13 protein-coding genes and 6 pseudogenes are annotated in these 19,559 nt (G+C 53.1%); 9 read left to right on the top strand and 10 right to left on the bottom strand.

Features of this window, described 5'->3' with window-relative positions:
* Positions 1–35 precede the first annotated feature (35 nt).
* From MIH18_RS16410 to MIH18_RS16395, 4 genes are all read left to right on the top strand, one after another.
* A complete protein-coding gene (locus tag MIH18_RS16410) occupies positions 36–1,550 on the top strand; it encodes a tripartite tricarboxylate transporter permease (RefSeq protein WP_249012924.1) in 1,515 nt (504 codons plus the stop codon).
* Positions 1,547–2,599: an Ldh family oxidoreductase gene (locus MIH18_RS16405; RefSeq protein ID WP_249012923.1), complete on the top strand. Its 1,053-nt coding sequence runs from the start codon at positions 1,547–1,549 to the stop codon at positions 2,597–2,599. Before MIH18_RS16410 ends, MIH18_RS16405 begins: the two co-directional genes overlap by 4 nt.
* A gap of 70 nt (positions 2,600–2,669) precedes the next feature.
* A complete protein-coding gene (locus tag MIH18_RS16400; RefSeq protein ID WP_249012922.1) occupies positions 2,670–3,848 on the top strand; it encodes a fumarylacetoacetate hydrolase family protein in 1,179 nt (392 codons plus the stop codon).
* 315 nt (positions 3,849–4,163) lie between these two features.
* Complete coding sequence (locus MIH18_RS16395; RefSeq protein WP_249014639.1) at positions 4,164–5,717, top strand: aldehyde dehydrogenase (NADP(+)); 1,554 nt, start codon at positions 4,164–4,166, stop codon at positions 5,715–5,717.
* 510 nt (positions 5,718–6,227) lie between these two features.
* Here MIH18_RS16395 and MIH18_RS16390 read toward each other — a convergent pair.
* Positions 6,228–7,295, bottom strand: a complete 1,068-nt coding sequence (locus MIH18_RS16390; RefSeq protein WP_249012921.1) for an IS30 family transposase — start codon at positions 7,293–7,295, stop codon at positions 6,228–6,230.
* A 258-nt stretch (positions 7,296–7,553) separates the two neighbouring features.
* Here MIH18_RS16390 and MIH18_RS16385 point away from each other — a divergent pair, with 258 nt between their 5' ends.
* Positions 7,554–7,748 carry a hypothetical protein gene (locus MIH18_RS16385; RefSeq protein WP_249012920.1) on the top strand — a complete coding sequence of 65 codons (195 nt, stop codon included), beginning with the start codon at positions 7,554–7,556 and terminating at the stop codon, positions 7,746–7,748.
* A gap of 4 nt (positions 7,749–7,752) precedes the next feature.
* On the opposite strand, the gene MIH18_RS16380 is transcribed toward MIH18_RS16385, so the two are convergent.
* The 6 genes and pseudogenes from MIH18_RS16380 to MIH18_RS16355 form a co-directional block, all read right to left on the bottom strand.
* Positions 7,753–9,183 (bottom strand): FAD-binding oxidoreductase, encoded by a 1,431-nt coding sequence (locus MIH18_RS16380; RefSeq protein ID WP_249012919.1) that lies wholly within the window; start codon positions 9,181–9,183, stop codon positions 7,753–7,755.
* Positions 9,183–10,484, bottom strand: coding sequence for an L-fuconate dehydratase (locus MIH18_RS16375; RefSeq protein ID WP_249012918.1), 1,302 nt, complete (start codon positions 10,482–10,484; stop codon positions 9,183–9,185). Before MIH18_RS16375 ends, MIH18_RS16380 begins: the two co-directional genes overlap by 1 nt.
* A gap of 70 nt (positions 10,485–10,554) precedes the next feature.
* Positions 10,555–10,879, bottom strand: a pseudogene (locus tag MIH18_RS16370) (aldehyde dehydrogenase (NADP(+))); the annotation flags it as partial.
* Positions 10,880–10,995: 116 nt separating this feature from the next.
* Positions 10,996–12,279 carry a TRAP transporter large permease gene (locus MIH18_RS16365; protein ID WP_249012917.1) on the bottom strand — a complete coding sequence of 428 codons (1,284 nt, stop codon included), beginning with the start codon at positions 12,277–12,279 and terminating at the stop codon, positions 10,996–10,998.
* 3 nt (positions 12,280–12,282) lie between these two features.
* Positions 12,283–12,888: a TRAP transporter small permease gene (locus MIH18_RS16360; RefSeq protein ID WP_249012916.1), complete on the bottom strand. Its 606-nt coding sequence runs from the start codon at positions 12,886–12,888 to the stop codon at positions 12,283–12,285.
* 90 nt (positions 12,889–12,978) lie between these two features.
* Positions 12,979–14,055: a TRAP transporter substrate-binding protein gene (locus tag MIH18_RS16355; protein ID WP_249012915.1), complete on the bottom strand. Its 1,077-nt coding sequence runs from the start codon at positions 14,053–14,055 to the stop codon at positions 12,979–12,981.
* Positions 14,056–14,305: 250 nt separating this feature from the next.
* Here MIH18_RS16355 and MIH18_RS16350 point away from each other — a divergent pair.
* Both MIH18_RS16350 and MIH18_RS16345 read left to right on the top strand, forming a co-directional pair.
* Positions 14,306–15,247 (top strand): annotated as a pseudogene (locus tag MIH18_RS16350) (IS1595 family transposase).
* Positions 15,247–16,184 (top strand): annotated as a pseudogene (locus tag MIH18_RS16345) (IS3 family transposase); the annotation flags it as partial. The pseudogenes MIH18_RS16350 and MIH18_RS16345, both read left to right, overlap by 1 nt.
* Positions 16,185–16,281: 97 nt before the next feature.
* Here the strand turns inward: MIH18_RS16345 and MIH18_RS16340 are convergent.
* Positions 16,282–17,064: an SDR family oxidoreductase gene (locus tag MIH18_RS16340; RefSeq protein ID WP_249012914.1), complete on the bottom strand. Its 783-nt coding sequence runs from the start codon at positions 17,062–17,064 to the stop codon at positions 16,282–16,284.
* 376 nt (positions 17,065–17,440) lie between these two features.
* On the opposite strand from MIH18_RS16340, the gene MIH18_RS16335 reads away from it, so the two are divergent.
* Positions 17,441–18,577 carry an iron-containing alcohol dehydrogenase gene (locus MIH18_RS16335; protein ID WP_249012913.1) on the top strand — a complete coding sequence of 379 codons (1,137 nt, stop codon included), beginning with the start codon at positions 17,441–17,443 and terminating at the stop codon, positions 18,575–18,577.
* A gap of 216 nt (positions 18,578–18,793) precedes the next feature.
* Here the strand turns inward: MIH18_RS16335 and MIH18_RS16330 are convergent.
* A pseudogene (locus MIH18_RS16330) lies at positions 18,794–19,008 on the bottom strand (IS3 family transposase); the annotation flags it as partial.
* 87 nt (positions 19,009–19,095) lie between these two features.
* Positions 19,096–19,287 (bottom strand): annotated as a pseudogene (locus MIH18_RS16325) (transposase); the annotation flags it as partial.
* Between the two features lie 164 nt (positions 19,288–19,451).
* On the opposite strand from MIH18_RS16325, the pseudogene MIH18_RS16320 reads away from it, so the two are divergent.
* Positions 19,452–19,544: pseudogene (locus MIH18_RS16320) on the top strand (type II toxin-antitoxin system mRNA interferase toxin, RelE/StbE family); the annotation flags it as partial.
* Positions 19,545–19,559 lie beyond the last annotated feature (15 nt).

Below are 19,559 nucleotides of genomic sequence, written 5' to 3'. Positions count from 1 at the left end.
TTCCTACAGGGCTACTAAATTTTTGGGGTTAAATTATGGAAGTATTTCTATTAGGGCTACAGCTCGTCCTCAATGTAGAAACATTGTTGGTCATCCTTGCGGCAGCCTTATTTGGTGTATTCGTGGGGGCTGTTCCTGGACTAACCGCTACAATGGCAGTTGCATTGTTGGTTCCGATCACCTTCTATATGGACCCCGTCCCAGCCATCGCCGCAATAGTTACAACATCGGCTATGGCCATTTTTGCTGGAGATATTCCAGCCACCTATTTAAACATTCCTGGAACGCCCTCTTCGGCTGCTTATGTCAGCGATTCACACTTATTAGCCTGCAAAGGCCGAGCGAGAGAAACGCTGGGCATGAACTTGATCTGTTCGGTGTTCGGCGGTTTATTCGGAACGGTAATATTGGTCTTTGTTGCCCCTTCGTTAGCCGAGGTGGCACTCCAATTTAGTTCTTTTGAATATTTCTGGCTGGCGCTGCTTGGGTTGAGTTGTTCAATTTTCATCGCCATTGGCTCAAGGGTTAAAGCCTTCCTTTCTTTAATGATTGGTTTACTGCTCTCTACGGTTGGTCTAGATATGATGAGTGGAGCTCCCCGCTTCACTTTCGGAATTCCAGACTTAATGGGGGGAGTCAATTTCATTCCGGTAATGATCGGTATGTTCGCGCTCAACGAATTAATGTTGTTCTATGGTTCGAGCGATGAAGGAAAACGATTGCCGTCTTTATCCAAAGACAGCGTTTTCAGCCTTGCACCGAAGCATATAAAAGAATATTGGCCCAATATGGTACGCGGTAGCTCTATAGGAACGCTGATCGGAGCTCTTCCAGGTGCTGGTGCAGATATTGCTGCTTGGATCTCCTATGCGGTTGGCAAGAGCCGCTCTAAAGAGAAACAGGCGTATGGTACCGGTCATCTTGAAGGTATTGTCGATGCCAGTTCTGCAAATAACTCTGGCATCAGCGGTGCCTGGGTTCCAGCGTTAGTATTCGGTATTCCCGGCGACTCGATCACAGCCATTGTTATCGGTGTACTCTATATGAAAGGAATGAATCCTGGACCAACCATATTCATGGATGGTACTGGGTTAATCTATGCCCTATTTATAGTGTTTTTTATAGCAAATTTAGTTATGTTGCCGATTGGGTTTGCGGCGATAAAATTCGCCAAAGTATTCATATTAGCGCCTCGCAAGATTCTTATGCCGATCATACTATGCTTCTGTCTTGTCGGAGCGTTTTCAATTAATAATTCGCTTACCGATGTCTGGATAATGCTTATCATTGGATTTCTCGCATCTATACTCGCCAGATGTGAGTTCCCCATGGCACCAGCGATTCTTGGCCTGGTTCTGGGGACGACGCTGGAGAACAGCTTCATGAGCTCAATGCTCAAAACTAATGGCGATATGCTAAGTTTCTTCTCTCGCCCGATCAGTGCTGGTCTAGGCGCGCTCGTTATTTTGCTATGGATCTCTCCATTGTTAACCATGGTCTATAAAAAACTCAAGAACAATCACCGTCAAAAAGCGCTGAGGATTTCATGAAACGCTATACAACTGCTTGGTTAGAAGATGTACTGGTTACCCTTTTCATAGAAGCTGGCGCCTCGCGTGAAGTTAGTGAAATTACCAGCAAAATTCTGATTGAGGGGGATCTGCTCGGCCACCATACGCATGGCGTAAAGCTTGCCAATGGTTACTTGCAAGACCTGAAGTCGGGACACGCAAGTGGCGATCACAACGCCCTAACGTCGAAGGAGGTCAGCTCTGTCGCGACCCTCGTCGACGGCCATTACATACTCGGCCCCTATTTGGTACAGAAAGCGCTGGAGCGCAGTGCTACTGCGGCCCGCAAATCTGGCATTGGTATCGTCAGTATAAAGCGCTCCCATCATATCGCCTGTTTGGCGGCGTACTTACAAACTTTTGTCGAGCAAGGCTTGATGCCGATCATTATGACCTCGGATCCGGCAGTTAAATCGGTTGCTCCGTTTGGTGGTAAATCCCCAGTCTACACACCTAATCCAATTGCAATGGGCATCCCCAGTCGCGTCCAGCCCATCATGATGGATGTCAGCATGTCGACAGTCACCAATGGTAGTGTCGCTAAAGCTCATGCAGAGAGTACGATGTTGGCGCACCCAGTTATTCTGACAAACACTGGACTTGCTAGCGCCGATCCAGCAGATTTTTTTAGCGATCCAAAAGGTAGCATCCTGCCGCTCGGAGGCATTGAGTTTGGTCACAAAGGTTTTGCCATGGGCTTGATGGTTGAAGCTCTGACTTCGGCCTTAGGCGGCTTTGGGCGGAAAGACGAACCTAGTGGCTGGGGGGCTTCCGTGACGGTGATAGTGATCGATCCGGAACTTTTTGCGGGGAAAAGCGCATTTCTCGACGAGACAGATTATTTAGTTAAATCATGTCTTAACTCGTCACCGATCGACTCTCAGAATCCCGTGCGCATGCCTGGTCAAGCCGGTCTTGGCCGGCGTAAGGAGTATCTCGATCAGGGTATTCCGCTTCCCAACGATGTTGTAGCAGAGCTGAAAAAAGCTATCGATGACTCGTCCATCAAGGGCCGTATGGAGGGTTAACTTCTTAACCCGTCAACCATCTGATATGAGGTGCGCTGATCCAAAGCGCCTCTATATAAAGAGATATTACATGCAGGCTATCTTACCTTCTTTTTACTTACCTGAAGACTATCAGAATGCACTACTTGTTGGCCGGGTATGGCGTGACGCGCCACATAATGGCCCAGCTATCGTTGCGCTAAAACAAGGCGTAGTCGTTGATATTTCATCCTACTTTTTAACTATGGCTGACCTGATCGACCATCCCGAAGCCGCTAAGCTGATAAATGAGGCCAAAGGCGAGTCACTAGGCTCGATAGAGTCACTATTCGAAAATTCCTTGGCTGAACCCAGGCGCTCACCCTATTTATTAGCGCCGTGTGATGTTCAGGCCGTAAAGGCCTGCGGCGTAACCTTTGCCGTTAGTTTGTTGGAGCGCGTTATAGAAGAACAGGCTGGCGGCGATATCACTCGCGCCAACGCGCTTCGTGAAGAAATACAATCTCTCATTGGTGGTGACTTATCTCGTATACAGCCCGGTTCCAAAGAGGCGTTGGCACTTAAGGCTGAACTACAGGAACGTGGTGCCTGGTCCCAGTATATGGAAGTAGGTATTGGAGTTGATGCAGAGGTATTTTCCAAGGCCCAGCCACTTTCTTCGGTAGGGTTCGGCAGCCGCGTTGGCTTGCACTCTTCGTCGAAATGGAACAATCCTGAACCCGAAATAGTTCTTGCGGTAGATGCCGGAGGCATCCCGCGCGGAGCGACGCTTGGAAACGACGTGAATCTACGCGATATTGAAGGGCGTAGTGCCTTGTTGTTGGGAAAAGCTAAGGATAACAATGCCTCTTGTGCCATTGGTCCGTTTATCCGACTCTTCGATAAGAGCTTCGATTTGGATAGCGTGCGCCAGGCCCAGGTCTTTTTACGTATCGAAGGCACTGATGATAACTTCGTCCTGGAAGGATCTAGCGATATGCGCGAAATCAGTCGTGACCCCTTAGATCTGGTGCAGCAAACATGCGGAGCCCATCACCAATACCCCGATGGCTTTATGCTATTTCTTGGCACAATGTTTTCACCTATCCAAGATCGCGATGGTGCGGACCAAGGCTTTACTCACCACATAGGCGACCGTGTAACCATCCATACATCGAGCCTCGGCGCATTGATAAATAGCGTAGGTCTCAGCGATCAGCTTCCACCTTGGAAATACGGCATTCGTGAGCTTTATAAGCACCTGTTGGAGCGCCATCAAATTACTGTTTAAAAATGGCCTAACGCCAGCTATATCTGGCTTATTAAAAAAGGTGAATAATATTGAAAAGTATAGTGTAGACATTCAATACTTAGGTTTACCTTGTTAGGCATATACACTTCGTTTTCTGTGTCATGCTGGGCTTTGCTGGTAGAGCCAGGATTTCTAATGGTGATGAAATGCGAACAGTGCGTGATACCTTTTTCTGTCCATTGAACAATATTTCGAATTATGCAACAGCTAGAGAAATGGTTGTTGAGTCGTTTTGAAGTCTATTTTCAACACTGAGGAGAAACGAACGTGAGTGAACTACAAGGTAAACTTCTTATAGGTCAGCAGGCCATTTTAGGGCAAAGTGCCACCATTTTTGCAAGCAATCCGATGACGGGGGAAACACTTGAACCAGCTTACGCTGGAGGTAGCGCCGAAGAGGTGAAAAAAGCTTGCCAGCTCTCCTGGGAAGCCTTCGACCGCTATCGCGAGACGAGCCTCGAAACGCGCGCAGTTTTCCTCGAAACAATCGCTGATGAGATTGAAGCAATCGGACCAGCTTTGATTGAAAGAGCGGTGGCTGAGAGCGGATTGCCGAAAGCACGCCTTGAGGGCGAGCGTGGACGTACTTGCGGCCAGCTACGCTTATTTGCTTCTGTGGTGCGGGCCGGGGAATGGCTGGATGTACGCATCGACCTGGCGATGCCCGAACGTAAGCCCATGCCCCGTGCCGACCTGCGCCAGCGCCATATTGCACTGGGCCCAGTAGCGGTATTTGGCGCGAGCAATTTCCCATTGGCGTTTTCCGTGGCCGGCGGCGATACTGCTTCTGCGCTGGCAGCGGGTTGTCCGGTCATCGTTAAGGCGCACTCCGCCCACCCCGGCACATCCGAGCTGGTCGGGCGAGCCATTCAGAAAGCCGTCAAGGCATGTGATCTACCCGAAGGCGTGTTCTCGTTGATGTTCGGTTCGGGCCGCGAAGTGGGCGCTGCCCTAGTTGCAGATGAGCGCATCAAAGCAGTCGGTTTTACCGGCTCACGCAGTGGTGGTACCGCGTTAATGAAGATCGCGCAGCAACGCCGCGAGCCGATACCTGTCTACGCTGAAATGAGTAGTATCAACCCTGTATTCGCGCTTCAACAGGCCCTTGAATCACGTGGGGATGAGATTGCAAAAGCGTTTGTCGCATCACTGAATATGGGTGCCGGCCAGTTCTGCACTAGTCCCGGCCTAGTAATCGCTAAAAAAAGTGCTACTTTGGATGATTTTGTTCAAGTTGCTGGTGAGGCTCTTAAGGAAAGCGCTACCCAGACCATGTTGACACAGGGCATTCATGAAGCCTATCAGCAAGGAGTTAGCCGCCTTTCTGCCAACAATAAAGTGCGCGAAGTGGCGCGTGGTCGGGTGGGCGAAGGCCCGAACCAGTGCCAGGCTGGCCTGTTCCTCACCAGCGCAGACGATTTTCTTAACGAGGAAGAACTTCAGGAGGAGGTATTCGGCGCTACCTCGCTGATTATCGAGTGCCGCGACGACGATGAAGTAACACGTATTGCCGAGCATCTAGAGGGCCAGCTCACCGCGACGCTGCAGATGGACGATGCTGACATTGATGCGGCACGCAAGCTATTGCCGACGCTGGAGCGCAAGGCTGGTCGCATTTTGGTCAATGGTTGGCCTACTGGCGTGGAGGTTGGGCATGCCATGGTCCATGGCGGCCCTTATCCGGCGACCTCTGATAGCCGAAGCACCTCTGTGGGCACGGCAGCTATTTTCCGGTTCCTTCGTCCAGTGTGCTACCAAGATCTGCCTGATACTTTGCGCCCTGAAGCGATTAAGGAAAGTAACCCGCTGAAGTTAAACCGACTCGTCAATGGCAAGCGCGAAAGCTAATTACGCTACAGTGAGTTAGCGGTATATAAAGCTGGCGTAGAGACGTTTTCGCTCCAGCTTTATATTCAACGTGTTGATAAGCAGTGAGATGGCAGTAATAAACGAAAGTGGGTTATATAGGTACCGGAATCACGGGTGTTCTCATGGCTTGGCATTGATGGAACAGCACATTGGTGGTTATGCGCTCGCTCCCAGTCAAAATCGCGTAACATCAAACCCAAGCGGCTTCTTAACGGGACATTGACGATCTGGACGCCCCCATATTTAGGGGGTGAACAATCCTTCCAAGAGATCAATTTAGCGATTAGAGTCTGGAGTGAAGATAATATGTTTGAGTGAATGAGCGCCTTATTCGGGGTCATGGGTGAGCCCATGCATATCGCGTGGCCGACAACTGGCAACACTCCAGTCAGTTAATAGTTGCTAAGTAAGCGCTCCACCAATCCCATCTTGAGCCCAGTGTAGTGGTCAACTAAATTTGGTCACCACTTATTTCTTAGTGGGCACTTGTCATGAACAACGTAAGCGTAACCCGCCCGTACCGAAAACGTCGTCAATACACCCTAGAATCCTGGATTCAAGTATTAAGTGCAGCACCGCTCGTATCTGCGTATCCAAGCCCCCTGAGTATTCGCCCCAGAAAACGTCTGCCGGTGTGCGATAACCCAGCCGTTTTCGTGGTCGGTTATTCAGTCTGTTCACCGCTTGCCTGATTGCCTTTCTGGATACCTTGGCGAAGTCGGTGCCTTTCGGAAAGTATTGCCTCAATAGGCCATTCGTATTCTCGTTGGAGCCACGCTGACTGGACCGGTAAGGGTCACAAAAATACGACGTCAGCGACAGCGCTTTGCTAAATGTTTGGTGGTCCGAAAATTCAGAACCGTTGTCCAGTGTCAGCGTCTGTACGGCCCCTCTGATCGGCCTTAACTCACGGATGATGACCTCTGTAACTAAGTTGGCTTTCAGCTTCGGCACACAGTCTGCGAGCAGGTAGCCGGACCGTCTTTCAACCAGAGTAACCGCGCCTGAATTCTTATGCCCGTGAAGGATTGTATCTCCTTCCCAGTGGCCTATATGCAGACGATCATCGACGGCTTTAGGGCGGCACTCAATGCCTACGCGATCCGAGATCTTGCCTAACCCCGCTCGCTTGGCAAGATGGCGCTGATAACGTCTCTGGTAAGGCAAGCGACAATACCTCCAGAGGTCGCCACCGGCTATTTTGTCCCGGTAAATCAGGTTGTAAATCCACTGTTGGCTGACTTGGACACTGCCAACTCGCCTCATAAAACCGGCTATCTGACCAGGACTCCATTCACTCTGAATCTGCTTGGCCACCCAATCTATCAATGAGGGCGCTCGTTTATGAGATTTGCGAGCTGCTTTGCGCCGACGTCTGGACAAACGACTGGCTTCCATCGGCTCGTATGCAGTCAGACTTCGATTGCGATGCAGTTCCCGACTGATGGTCGAGCTGTGGCCGTTGATCTCCCGAGCTATTTTCCGCTGGCTCCAGCCTACTCTCAAGAAGGCCGAAATCTGGTATCGTTGTGCCTGGGTCAGTTGTCGGTATCCCATGATTCTCTTCACTTTGGTCGGTAAAGCGAATGAGGGTACCGGCAACGGCCCTCCTACCTCTACCTGTTAATCCAAAGTGCTGCACTTATTCTATGAATCCAAGATTCAAAGCTCAGCTGGTGGCTGAAAGCCAAAGCCCTGGAGCGTTTGTTTCCCGCATTGCTCTGGGTAATGACCTCAACGTCAATCTGCTTCGGCGAGTGTAAAAAAAACAGGTAAAAGCCTGTCGCCAGCCTTTGTGCCCGTTAACTTACCGATGTGGAAGCGGCGATTAATGACGCCATCACCAAGATACGTGCCGCAGGAAACGCAGTGGGGATCGTGACGGTGAATGAGCAGGCTGCCTGCGGCTATCTGGCAGCGGGCTGCACATTCGTTGGCGTCGGCACCGATACCCTGCTTTATGCGAATGTCTTGCGCGTACTGGCGGATCGTTTAAAAAATAATGGCTGAGCATCTATTCAGCGGTAGGCAATATGCGCCCTGGGTTCATCAGCCCCTTGGGGTCGAAGAGTGCTTTAACGCCGCTGATCAGCTCCCGTTCGATGGGCGATAACCGCGCCAAGTAAGGCGCTTGCTTGGTGCGGCCAATGCCGTGTTCGGCGCTGATGCTGCCATGGAAGTCGTCGAGTACTTCAAAAAGCCGCTCTTCTAGGTCGTGCAGATGGGGTTTTTTATCAATGTTAGCCATTGCGCTGGGCGGCAAGATATTGAAGTGTAGGTTGCCGTCGCCTACATGCCCGTAGGCAATGATTTCGCACTCGGAGGAGGCGGCCATCACGACCTCACTCGCGTGGGTGACGAAGTCCGGAATCGCTGAGATAGGCACTGAGATATCGGTACGCAAATGCTCGCCGCGACGTCGCTGGCCTTCCAACATGCTCTCGCGGAATTGCCACAGCTGGGCAGACTGGGTGTCGCTAGACGCCAGCGCACCGTCAAGTACCAGCCCACGCTCCATGCCGGTTTCCAGCAGCTGTTCCAGCATCGTGCCTAGATCTACCGGCCCCGTGACCGCGACTTCCATCAATACATACCAGGGATAAGCGTGCTCCAAAGGATCGCGTAGTTCGGGCGTCACTTCTATAGCAAGTTCAATGCAGCGGCGTGGAATCAGCTCAAAAGCGGTCAGTAAATCGCAGCAGTCGCGACGCGCCAAGCCATACAGGTCGATCACCGCCTGCACCGAGGGTAGACCAAGCAGCGCGGTGCGGTTCTGGGTAGAGCGTGGCGAGAGCTTAAGCACCGCGCCAGTAACGATTCCTAAAGTACCTTCACTGCCCAGAAGCAGCTGTTGAAGGTTGTAGCCGCGGTTGTCCTTATGCAGGGCGTTAAGGCCATCCCAAATTCGCCCATCGGGTAGTACCACTTCAAGTCCCAGTACCAGTTCGCGCATCATGCCGTAGCGCAGCACGTTAAGCCCGCCCGCATTGGTGGCGATATTGCCACCAATCTGACAACTCCCCTGAGCTCCCAGCGAGAGCGGAAAGTCACAGTCATGTTCCGCTGCGAGCAATTTGACGTTTTCGAGGATGCAGCCAGCGTCTACCGTAATGGTGAAGTTGATCGGATCAATTTCACGTACACGGTTTAGGCGTTCCAGACTGATCACCAGTTCCTGGCCGCTCGCTGCGGGAAGCGCCCCAGCCACCAAGCCGCTGTGGCCGCCTTGTGGCGACATAGCAATACCTTGCGCATAGCAGCGCGTGACTACTTCGGCGACTTCCGCCGTATTCGCTGGGCGTGCCACGGCCAGCGGCATGCCTAGCGTATCGCCCGCCCAATCGCTGACATAGCGCGCCATGGCGGCTGGCTCACGTATTAGGCCGCGCTCGCCGAGCAGGCTTTGTAAATTATCGAGAAAGGTACCGGTGTTGTGTCCCGTCATTAAAGCTCTTCCTGCCAAGCTGCCCCCTCGGGGAAGCGGTGTTGCGCTTGGGATTCAGCATGCATGGCAATACTGTAGCCCGGCGCGTCAGGCACCTGGTAGCGGCCACGGCGTACCACAACCGGGTCGATAAAGTGCTCATGAAGGTGATCGACATACTCCAACACCCGACCATCAAGGCTGCCGGATACCGCAATATAGTCGAACAGCGAGATGTGCTGGGTGTACTCGCATAGCCCGACGCCCCCACCATGAGGGCATACCGGTACGCCGAACTTGGCGGCCATCAGCACCACCAGGATAACTTCGTTGAGCCCACCCAGGCGTGCAGCGTCGAGTTGGCAGTAATCAATGGCGTCGGCCTGGAAGAACTGCTTGAACATCACTTTGTTGTGGCAATGTTCGCCGGTGGCGACCCCGATAGGCGCGACGCGGTGGCGAATCTCGGCGTGGCCGAGAATGTCGTCAGGGCTAGTGGGTTCTTCAATCCAGAGCGGGTCAAATTCAGCCAGGCGGCGCATTTTGGTGACCGTCTCGTCGACCCCCCACACCTGATTGGCGTCCATCATCAGCACGTTATCCCAGCCAATTTCTTCGCGCAGCAGCGCCGCACGCCGGGCATCCTCTTCGATATCGCCGCCAATCTTCTGCTTGAAGTGGGTCCAGCCTTCCGCCAGCGCTTCGCGGGCCAAACGGCGCACCTTGTCGTCACTGTAGCCCAACCAACCCGATGAGGTGGTGTAGCCGGGGTAGCCATCGCGATGCATTTCGGCTTCGCGGGCTGCTTTGCTGGTTGACTGACGGCGTAGCAAGCATATCGCTTCTTCCGGCGTTAGTGCATCGGTGACAAAACGGAAATCGAGACACCGCACCAACTGCTCCGGCGTCATATCTACCAGCAGTTTCCACACCGGCTTGCCTTCACGCTTTGCCCACATATCCCACACGGCGTTGACGATGGCGGCGGAGGCTAAATGAATCGCGCCTTTATCGGGGCCAATCCAACGTAGCTGGCTGTCACCGGTGATCTCCCGCCAAAACTTGCCCATATTGTCGGTAATAGACGCCAGCGAACGCCCCTCAATCAGCGGTGCCAGCGACTGTACCGCAGTGACCACGATCTCGTTACCGCGGCCAATCGTAAACGTTAAACCGTGACCTTCGTGGCTGCCGTCATCGGTATGTAGTATGACGTAAGTAGCTGAGTAATCCGGAGCGGCGTTCATGGCATCCGAGCCATCTAGCGTGCGCGATGTGGGGAAGCGGATATCCTGAACCGCGACGCGGGTTATCGTTGTCATTGTGCTCTCCTGGGTAGTGTTATGAGTGGCGTAAGGATCAGCGACGTGCCAAATGGCGCATCAGTTCGCGAAAGTTGCTGGCGCCAAACGCGGCGACAGGGCCTAACGGAATGTGGCGCTGGCGCAGGTCCGCGCGGGGCAGAGGTTGGCGCTCCGTCGTGCGCGCTTGGGGAAGGCCGGTTTCGGCCACGCCGCGCGCGGGTTTCAAGCGAAGCCTCGCGGTAGTGATCAAACGCCGCCTCGACAAGCTGGCAGGCCTGTTCTACCTCGGCGCGGCTGCCACCACGATAGTGTGGCTTCAGCGCTTCCCCAGTGGCAGGATTAATGGCGTAAATCTCAGACTGGGTGCCGGTAACGGCCTGCTGACCGATAAGCAGTGTGCCTTGCAGTGTCATGTTGGCCTCCTATGCAACGGGCGTTAATTGTCGATGTTTCGTGATGATTAAGGTTTAGTGTGATGATTAGGGTATGGAACCAATCGCATATTGATTTCCTTGTATGGTGCAAACGATCAGTTGCCGCTTACGGCGGTGAGATCAGGTAACCACGTCACAATACCAGGGAACGCGATCAGGATGACCAGCACCACCAGTAAGGCGGCGTAGTAGGGCAACATGGCTTTAACGAGCTGCTCCATAGAGACCTTGCCGACCCCGCAGCCTACGTAAAGGCAGGTGCCCACTGGCGGTGTCAAAAGGCCAATACCGAGAATAAAGGACATCAATACGCCAAAGTACACCGGGTCAACGCCTACGGAGGTCACGATGGGCGTCAGCATTGGCGCCATAATCACCATCGCCGGGGTCAAATCCATTACAAAGCCTACCAGCAGCAGTAAGCCCGCGACGATCAACAGCAACAGGAAGGGATCTTGAGTGATCGCTTGTACTTGAGTGACCAGCGTTTGCGGCACCATGTTGATCGTTAAAAACCAAGCAATAACCGTCGCGAAGGCCAGCAGTAGCAATACCATGCCGGTCAAGCGGGCGGTGCGAATCAACATACCCCACAGCTCACGAATCTTAAATTCGCGGTAGACCACTAATGAGATAAACAGCGAATAAAGCAGGGCGGCGACGGCCGCCTCTGTGGCGGTGAATACGCCGCCAATAATGCCGCCGATCACGATCACTGGAAGCACCAACGCTAACCATGCCGCCTTAAACGCTTCCCATAATAAATCGAGACGGAACTTACGGGTCTGTCCGGCCTGGCCGATGCTGGCCATAATGAAGGTCGTTGTCATCAGCCCAAAACCGATCAATAACCCCGGTACGATGCCCGCAATGAACAGGCGACTTATAGACGTCTCGGTCACAATGCCGAACAGAATCAGCGGGATAGAGGGGGGGATAATGATGCCGATCACCGACGAGACAGTATTGATTGCGGTGGCTTGTGGCGCGGTGTAGCCCTGCTTGGTCATTGAAGGAATCATCATTGCGCCGGTAGCCGCAGTATCTGCCACGGCTGAACCACTAATGCCACCGAAGAACATCGAGCCGGTAATGGCTACCTGGCCTAAGCCGCCACGTACGAAACCGACCAGGGCACCAGCGAGTTCCATCAAACGACGGGCGATGCCGCCGTTGCTCATAACTTCACCGACCAAAATAAAGAACGGAATTGCCAGCAGTGGAAAACTGTTAACCCCGCGGACTGATTGCTCGACCATGATCGACAGCGGAATATCAGAGAGCAGCGCCATTACTACGGCCGCGACGCCCAGGCCGAACGCAATGGGCAAGCCAAGCGTTAGTGAGGCAAAAAGAATCCCTAAAAATATCCATAGCATGGCCTACAGACCTCTATCGTTAGTAGATGACACATCGTTAGAAACGGTGGGCGATCGTATCTGTTGAATGCTCTGCCAGGCACGCCATATGGCTACCGCGGCAATAAACACCGCGCACAGTACCAGTGAGACGTTGACGAGATTCCACGGTACATTAAGAATCGCGGTACGGACTGAAGCGCGAGATATCACCAGAAAACCACCCCAGATAATGACACCCATTAACGCGGTGATAATTAGATGCTGCAATAAGTACAGCACATGGGCAGCGCGCGGCTTAAGCCGACGGACTAGAAAATCCACGGCAATATGTTCGTAGCGGGCAAAAGCCGCAGCGGCGCCGATAAAAATCAACCAGATAAAAATCATGCGCGCTAGCTCATCGGCCCAAGGCAGTGAGTGGTTGAACAAGGCACGGCCGACGACATTGGCTGAAACCGAGATAATTAGCGCTATCAGTAAGGTGGCGATCACATGTTCCATAGCCAGCGTTAGCCAGCGAAATAGCGCCGGACCGCGGCATTGCTCGGTGTCGATCTCCAGCGGTTGGCGTTGGGGGTCATCGAGAAATGCCGCAGTATCTGGAATAGGGGTGTTGGGTATGTCCATGAGCTCTCCGAAGAGACGAATAACGGCCAGGCAAGAGGCGTCTGCCTCTTGCCTGATCTAGCAATAGAAAGCTGAATAGTTGAAGGATGTTTATTCCATCATCGTGGATTCGGCGATACGCTGGAATTCAGCGACCAGATCTTTGCCAATACGCGGTGCCCATTCGTCGTAAACCGGTTGCACTGCTTTTTGGAAGGCGGCAATCTGTTCGTCATCAAGGCGTGTGATCTGCATGCCTCTTTCTTCAAGTTGATCTCGCGCCCAGTCGTCGTACTCGCTCGAAAGCTGGATTTCGTAATCCGCTGCTTGCAGCGCGGCTTCCTGTACCAGCTCCTGATATTCGGGGTCGAGTCGATCCCAAGTGCGCTCAGAGATCATCTTGATAAAGGGCGTGTAGACGTGGCGGGTTTCAGATCCGAAGTCCTGCACCTCATAGAAATTGGACGTTAGAATGGTGCTCCAGGGGTTTTCCTGGCCGTCCACTACGCCCTGTTCCATGGCGGAAAACAGTTCACCAAAAGCCATTGGCGTCGGGTTGGCGCCCAGTGCTTCCCAAATGGCCAGGTGCACTGGGTTTTCCATCGTACGCACTGACAAACCGCGAACATCTAAGCCTGCAACATCCTTCGGCGAAGAGACTTCCCGCACGCTATTGGAGAGCTCCCGAAAGCCGTTTTCGGAGAACGCCAAGGCTTTAATGCCGGTGCCATCAAACCCATCAAGCATCTCTTGAGCTGCATCGCTACGCATGGCCGCAATGGCCGCTTCCCGGGTAGTTAGCAAGAAGGGCAGATCGAAAACGGCTAGTTCGGCTACGTAGCCTGTCGCGGGAGAAGACGATGGGTAGGTCATATCCAGCGTGCCGGTTTGCAGCATTTCCATCATCTGCACGTCATCGCCGAGCTGGCTGTTAGGGAACAGGTGAACGCTGATGCGCCCTTCGCTGCGCTGGTCAAGAATATCCGCAAAGTACTGGCTGGAGATGTACTGAGGCGAGCTTTCGGCCAAGCCAAGCCCCATGCGTAAGGTGATACTGCCGTGGTCACCAACCACATCGCCCTTAATTTCTGGCGGGTCGGAAAGATCAGGCATTTGCGCGTAGGCCATGCCTGAGCTGAGCAGCGTGGCACCGATCATTAACAAGGTACGCTTCCAAAGATGATGCATACTTTATTCTCCTGGCGAGCTGCAGGCCGCCCTCACTAAAGGGTGTTTTCCAAGCGAGCTACAGCATGGTCATTGTTGTTGTTTGTTGGCGGCATTGCTATCAAGGGGAACCATCGCAAACCCTCAGATAAATGTCTAGATTTTTTTCATATATGTTCTACATATACTTTCCTGATTACTCATATTGATCAGCCACCATTTCACCAGCTTGACCTATACTGGAGTTATGTCCAGTAGAGGAGGCGACGTCATGGCACGCAACCCTATCCAGTTCCAGCCCGGCCTGTCGTTGCCGGCGCTTCTTGAGCAGTACGGCACGGAATCGCAGTGCCAGACCGCCCTCCTCCAACATCGCTGGCCCAAGGGGTTCGTGTGCCCCGACTGTGGCAATGCCACCGGATGCCGGCTGTCCCGGGGGCTCTACCAGTGTCACCGCTGCCACCATCAAACCTCGCTGACCGCCGGTACCATCTTTCATGCGACACACTTGCCGTTGACCACCTGGTTCCTGGCCATTTACCTGCTGACCCAGCGCAAGAGTGGTATCTCGGCACTACAACTGTCCCGGGAGCTTGGCGTCGCCTACAACACGGCCTGGAAGCTTAAACACAAGCTGCTGCAGGTCATGCACGGGCGCAACCAGGGAGAGAAGCTCTCCGGGCGCATCGAGATCGATGACGCCTACCTGGGCGATGAACGGCCGGGAAAGCGCGGTCGCGGCGCTGAGCACACGTTCCCGTTTGTGGCGGCCGTACAAACCGATGAGGCGGGCCATCCGCAGCGTGTCCAGCTTCGCTGTGTGAGCGGCTTTAGCCTTGTCGAGATACGTCGCTACGCTCAGCAGGCCATTATACCTGGCAGCCAGGTCATCAGCGACGGCCTGGGGTGCTTCCGAGCCTTCGATACGTCCACCTACGTACATGAGCGCCATATCACCGGTGGTGGACGTGCCAGCGTGGCGAACCCGGCGTTCAATTGGGTCAACACTGTACTGGGCAACGTCAAGAACGCGATCACCGGGACCTACTATGCCATCCGTGGACAGCATGCACTTCGCTACCTCGCCGAGTTCAAATACCGCTTCAACCGGCGCTAAGACCTCAAGGCCATGCTTCCACGATTTCTGACGGTGGCAACCCGGACACCACCGATGCCTTACAGGCTGTTGAAGATGGCTGAAGCTTATGCGTAATCAGGAAAGAATTTAAGCTGGACGCCATCAGCCTTGTGCTGGAGCAGGGATATTCAAGGGCCCACGCGGCGCGCAGTCTGGAGATCAACCCAAACATGCTGGGGCGTTGGATAAAAGAGCATGAATCGGTCGATGGGCAGGCTTTCAGAGGGAACGGCAAACTGACCGCTGACCAGTTGGAAATTCGCCAGTTGCGAGAAGAAAATCGCCGCCTGAAAATGGAGAAAGACATCCTAAAAAAAGCGACGGTCTTCTTTGCCAAGGAAACGCATTAAAGTACGCGTTCATCACCCAGCATAAGAAGACCTGGCCAGTCGACGTAATGAGTCGGCTCTTGGGTGTCAGTCGCAATGCCTATTATCGGTACTGCCAACGTCAACGCGAACGGTTGCCGAATGCGGAGCACGAGGCGATGATTGAGGCTGTGAAGGAGGTCGCTCAAAGTAGCGACAAGAGCTATGGCTCCAGGCGGATGAAGCACGCTCTGAACGCCCTGGGCTATCCAGTGGGTCGGCGAAAGGCGCGGTCGCTGATGCGTGAAGCAGGCGTTAAAGCCCGGTACCGGCGGAAGTTTAAGGTAACCACCAACAGCGACCATAAACAGCCGGTGTTCGACAACGTACTGGCACGAGACTTTAGCGCTGCTGAGCCTGATCAGGCATACGTTGGTGACATCACTTACATCTGGACCCGGGAGGGCTGGCTGTATCTGGCGGTCTTCATCGATTTATTCAGCCGGCGGATAGTCGGTTGGAGCATGGGGTCACGGATGAACGCCAAGCCGGTGACAGACGCCCTGACCATGGCCATCTGGCAGCGGCAACCGAAAGCGGGTTTGGTCGTCCATTCGGATCGAGGCTCTCAATATGCCAGCAACGCTTATCGGCGGTTGCTGTACGCAAACGGCTTCGTTGGTAGCATGAGCCGCAAAGGCGATTGAAAACAGAATGGGTACCAGAAACAGGGTATGACGCTTTGCCCCGGCAAAACGGGCAATCATGCACTATATGATTGCCCGTTACAGCGCTTTGCGTTCAGCGACTTACCGGGGCCGTTCCCAGATGTGCCCCACCGTCGATGAGAATGGTTTCGCCGGTGGTCAGATCACCGCCGATGATCAGGCCCAGACATACATCTGCCACGGTTTTCGGCGAGGCCGTATCGTGCAGTGGTGCAGAGGCCTTGGTCGTTTCCAGCAACGTATTGTATTTATCTTCGCCAAGGCCTTTCATTAGCCATTCGCCCTGAACAAAGCCAGGGCAAACAGCATTCACTCGTACTTCGGGGCCCATCACGCGAGCGAGCGAGCGAGTAATGGTAACTAGCGCGCCTTTGGAGGCAGCGTAGGCGATGGAGCTGCCGGTGCCCGACAAACCAGCAATCGAAGCCATGTTTATAATGTGACCAGAGCCGTTGGCTCGCAGAGCCTTTTCCGCAGCGCGGGCCATCTGGAAAGGTCCAATCGCATTGACGGTATACAGGTCAAGAAAATCCTGCTTGTCGAGACCGCCTAAGTCATCGTGGTTGCAGAACTTTGTGGTACCCGCGTTATTAACCAGAATATCTATGCGGCCAAACCTTTTCAGCGCGGCATCCACCATGGTGCGACACTCGGTGTCCTCTGCCACATTAGCTCGGTATATCAGAGTCTTAACCCCGTACTTTTCGCAATCAGAGGCCACTGTGCGGGCACCCTCCTCGTTGTTACTGAAGTTGATCACCACATGGCAACCGTGTTCTGCAAACAGACGGGCAATAGCTGCACCGATGCCAGAGGAGGAGCCAGTAACAATGGCAACGGAATCTTTGAGTTTCATTACATGTCCCTTTTTGTGTTTGTTGGTTCAATAAACAGTATGACAGTGTGTTCGATTCATTAGCCGGAGACTGAGCCTTCAGCACTCAATTTGCAAAAAGCCTGCACAGCGCATCGTTCAACTGCATGCCACCCAGAGCTGGCTGAATCCGGCGGACAGAGGTACGGAGCGGCTCCCCGGAGAGCGCTGGCACTTCCCTCGTCGCCCTGACGGATGTCTTCACTGTCTCCCAATGTAATCCAGAATCCAGGCGGCTGCCCCACGCGGCAAGGGCCACTGTTGTTGACAGCGACAAGCCCATGATGTCTAAGTGGATGCGTTTGTAGCGTACTAGTAGGTTGAAACCCAAAACATTAATAATTCTAAAGGTAACTAAATGGCAATCATTAATTACGTCACTCAAATTCAGTTCGATTTTGGGGCATCTTCGTTACTACAGGCGGAGTGTGACCGTCTCGGTATTCGGCATCCGATGGTCGTAACTGATGCGGGAGTCAGAGCTGCCGGTATTGTTGATCAGGTCTTAAAGCACCTTCGGGATCCTAATGTGACGATTTATGACCAGACGCCCCCTAATCCCAATGAAACTGCAGTCCGGCAGGCGGCGAATCAATATCGCAAGGGAGGCTTCGATGGAATTATTGCCATTGGCGGTGGTTCCTCCATTGACCTTGCAAAAGGTGTGGCCATTTGCGGAACACATGAAGGACCCCTGAGAAATTTTGCAGTAGTTGAAGGCGGCGCGGAGCGAATCACAGCTGCAACAGCACAGATTATTGCCATTCCGACGACTGCTGGCACGGGTAGTGAAGTTGGGAGAGGCGCTATCCTGATACTTGAAGATGGGCGTAAAGTCGGCCTCTTATCGCCATACCTGGTGCCTAAATCTGCTATATGTGATCCTGAATTAACCTTGAGTCTGCCAGCTCTTATGACGGCAGCAACAGGCATGGATGCCATAGCTCACTGTCTCGAAACGTTTATGTCAGCCGCTTTCAACCCGCCAGCTGATGGGATAGCGCTGGATGGACTGCGCCGGGGTTGGCTGAATATTGAGCGCGCTACTCGTAACCCTGACGATCGCGAAGCACGAATGAATATGATGAGTGCTTCGATGCAGGGGGCATTGGCTTTTCAGAAAGGTTTAGGGTGTGTGCATAGTTTAAGTCATTCGTTAGGTGGCATTGATCCGCGTCTACACCATGGCACGCTAAACAAAATATTTCTGCCCGTTGTTATTGAGTTTAACTCCGACTGCGATTCTATGAGGCAGGAACACAAGCTTGATCGCATTGCTCAGACTATGCAGCTGAAGGGGCCTGAGGAAATCGGGCGCGCTATTCAAGAGATGAGTGACCGACTGAATTTACCGAAGGGACTTACAGAGCTGGGTGTGAAGCGAGAGTTATTCCCTCAGATTATTAAAGGTGCCCTGGCTGACCATACCCATAAGACTAATCCACGCATCGCAAGCGAAGAGGATTATTATTGGATGCTTGAGCAGTCCTTATAGAGTTGCCTTCAATGACTCTGTCGTCGACGATGGAACAAAACTTGTGTGTGGAGCCCGGCAGTAGTGGTTTTTCATTATTTTTCACAGGCTGAAATGTTGACCTTAGTTCTCACTCCTTTTTCCTTCTTCGTGGTGGCAAAACAGCTTTTGCTACCGCGAAGCCTTTTTGTAGTGGTCAACTAATCCCGGACAGTGTTTTAAGCTTTTCTTCCGCAACCATCGCTGGCCCGCCCGGATGTATGTGATATCGCCGCACCACGCCTGGCATGGGCTGGACGACTGGCGTTGATCTTACGATTAAGTCGATCAGGAATATCGGGTCTCTTTACTGTGGCCTGTTTGCAGGCATGTGGGCCTGGCTGTCTGCAGGTCGGCCCCCGCTCACTCATCAGTAGACGATCCTTGAAGCGCCCGATCAAAACGCCTTCGTCATTGAACCACTTCAACCCGGGAACCGATGACACTCTGTTTTATGGATTGAATTCCTCAAGTGGCACGCTTGTTCGGCGTCAACTATCCTGTCCGGTCAGTTTGCCGTTCCCTCTGAAAGCCTGCCCATCGACCGATTCATGCTCTTTTATCCAACGCCCCAGCATGTTTGGGTTGATCTCCAGACTGCGCGCCGCGTGGGCTCTTGAATATCCCTGCTCCAGCACAAGGCTGATGGCGTCCAGCTTAAATTCTTTTGAGTACAGCTTTCTTGTGATCATGTAGGTTCTCCAGGTTCAGGGTATTATTCCTTAACTGGGCTGGTCACATCCATTCAACCACTTCACTAAGACGGGAAGGCCGGTAAAAGCGTTATTAAAGGCATTCGGTCCAAGAGGGGGTCACCGGAGGCTTACCTTTTACTGATCGATGAGGGGCTGGACTGGTGACATGGAAGTTGGTCTACACCAGGCAAACCCAGAAAGATGCAAAGAAGCTGGCCTCAAGCGGCCTGAAACCAAAAGCCCAGGAATTGCTGGGCAAGATCATTCTT

This window comes from Marinobacter sp. M3C (assembly GCF_023311895.1).
In the GTDB taxonomy this organism is placed as follows: Bacteria; Pseudomonadota; Gammaproteobacteria; order Pseudomonadales; family Oleiphilaceae; genus Marinobacter.
The sequence above is the reverse complement of the archived record's forward strand: the minus strand, read 5'-3'. Positions and strand labels throughout refer to the sequence as shown.

Excerpts from the sequence above, each read along its gene's own strand:
- MIH18_RS16340 (WP_249012914.1), bottom strand. The coding sequence starts at position 17,064 with ATGAAACTCAAAGATTCCGTTGCCATTGTTACTGGCTCCTCCTCTGGC.
- MIH18_RS16380 (WP_249012919.1), bottom strand. The coding sequence starts at position 9,183 with ATGACGGGACACAACACCGGTACCTTTCTCGATAATTTACAAAGCCTG.
- MIH18_RS16400 (WP_249012922.1), top strand. The coding sequence starts at position 2,670 with ATGCAGGCTATCTTACCTTCTTTTTACTTACCTGAAGACTATCAGAAT.
- MIH18_RS16355 (WP_249012915.1), bottom strand. The coding sequence starts at position 14,055 with ATGCATCATCTTTGGAAGCGTACCTTGTTAATGATCGGTGCCACGCTG.
- MIH18_RS16375 (WP_249012918.1), bottom strand. The coding sequence starts at position 10,484 with ATGACAACGATAACCCGCGTCGCGGTTCAGGATATCCGCTTCCCCACA.
- MIH18_RS16360 (WP_249012916.1), bottom strand. The coding sequence starts at position 12,888 with ATGGACATACCCAACACCCCTATTCCAGATACTGCGGCATTTCTCGAT.
- MIH18_RS16410 (WP_249012924.1), top strand. The coding sequence starts at position 36 with ATGGAAGTATTTCTATTAGGGCTACAGCTCGTCCTCAATGTAGAAACA.
- MIH18_RS16405 (WP_249012923.1), top strand. The coding sequence starts at position 1,547 with ATGAAACGCTATACAACTGCTTGGTTAGAAGATGTACTGGTTACCCTT.
- MIH18_RS16390 (WP_249012921.1), bottom strand. The coding sequence starts at position 7,295 with ATGGGATACCGACAACTGACCCAGGCACAACGATACCAGATTTCGGCC.
- MIH18_RS16365 (WP_249012917.1), bottom strand. The coding sequence starts at position 12,279 with ATGCTATGGATATTTTTAGGGATTCTTTTTGCCTCACTAACGCTTGGC.
- MIH18_RS16335 (WP_249012913.1), top strand. The coding sequence starts at position 17,441 with ATGGCAATCATTAATTACGTCACTCAAATTCAGTTCGATTTTGGGGCA.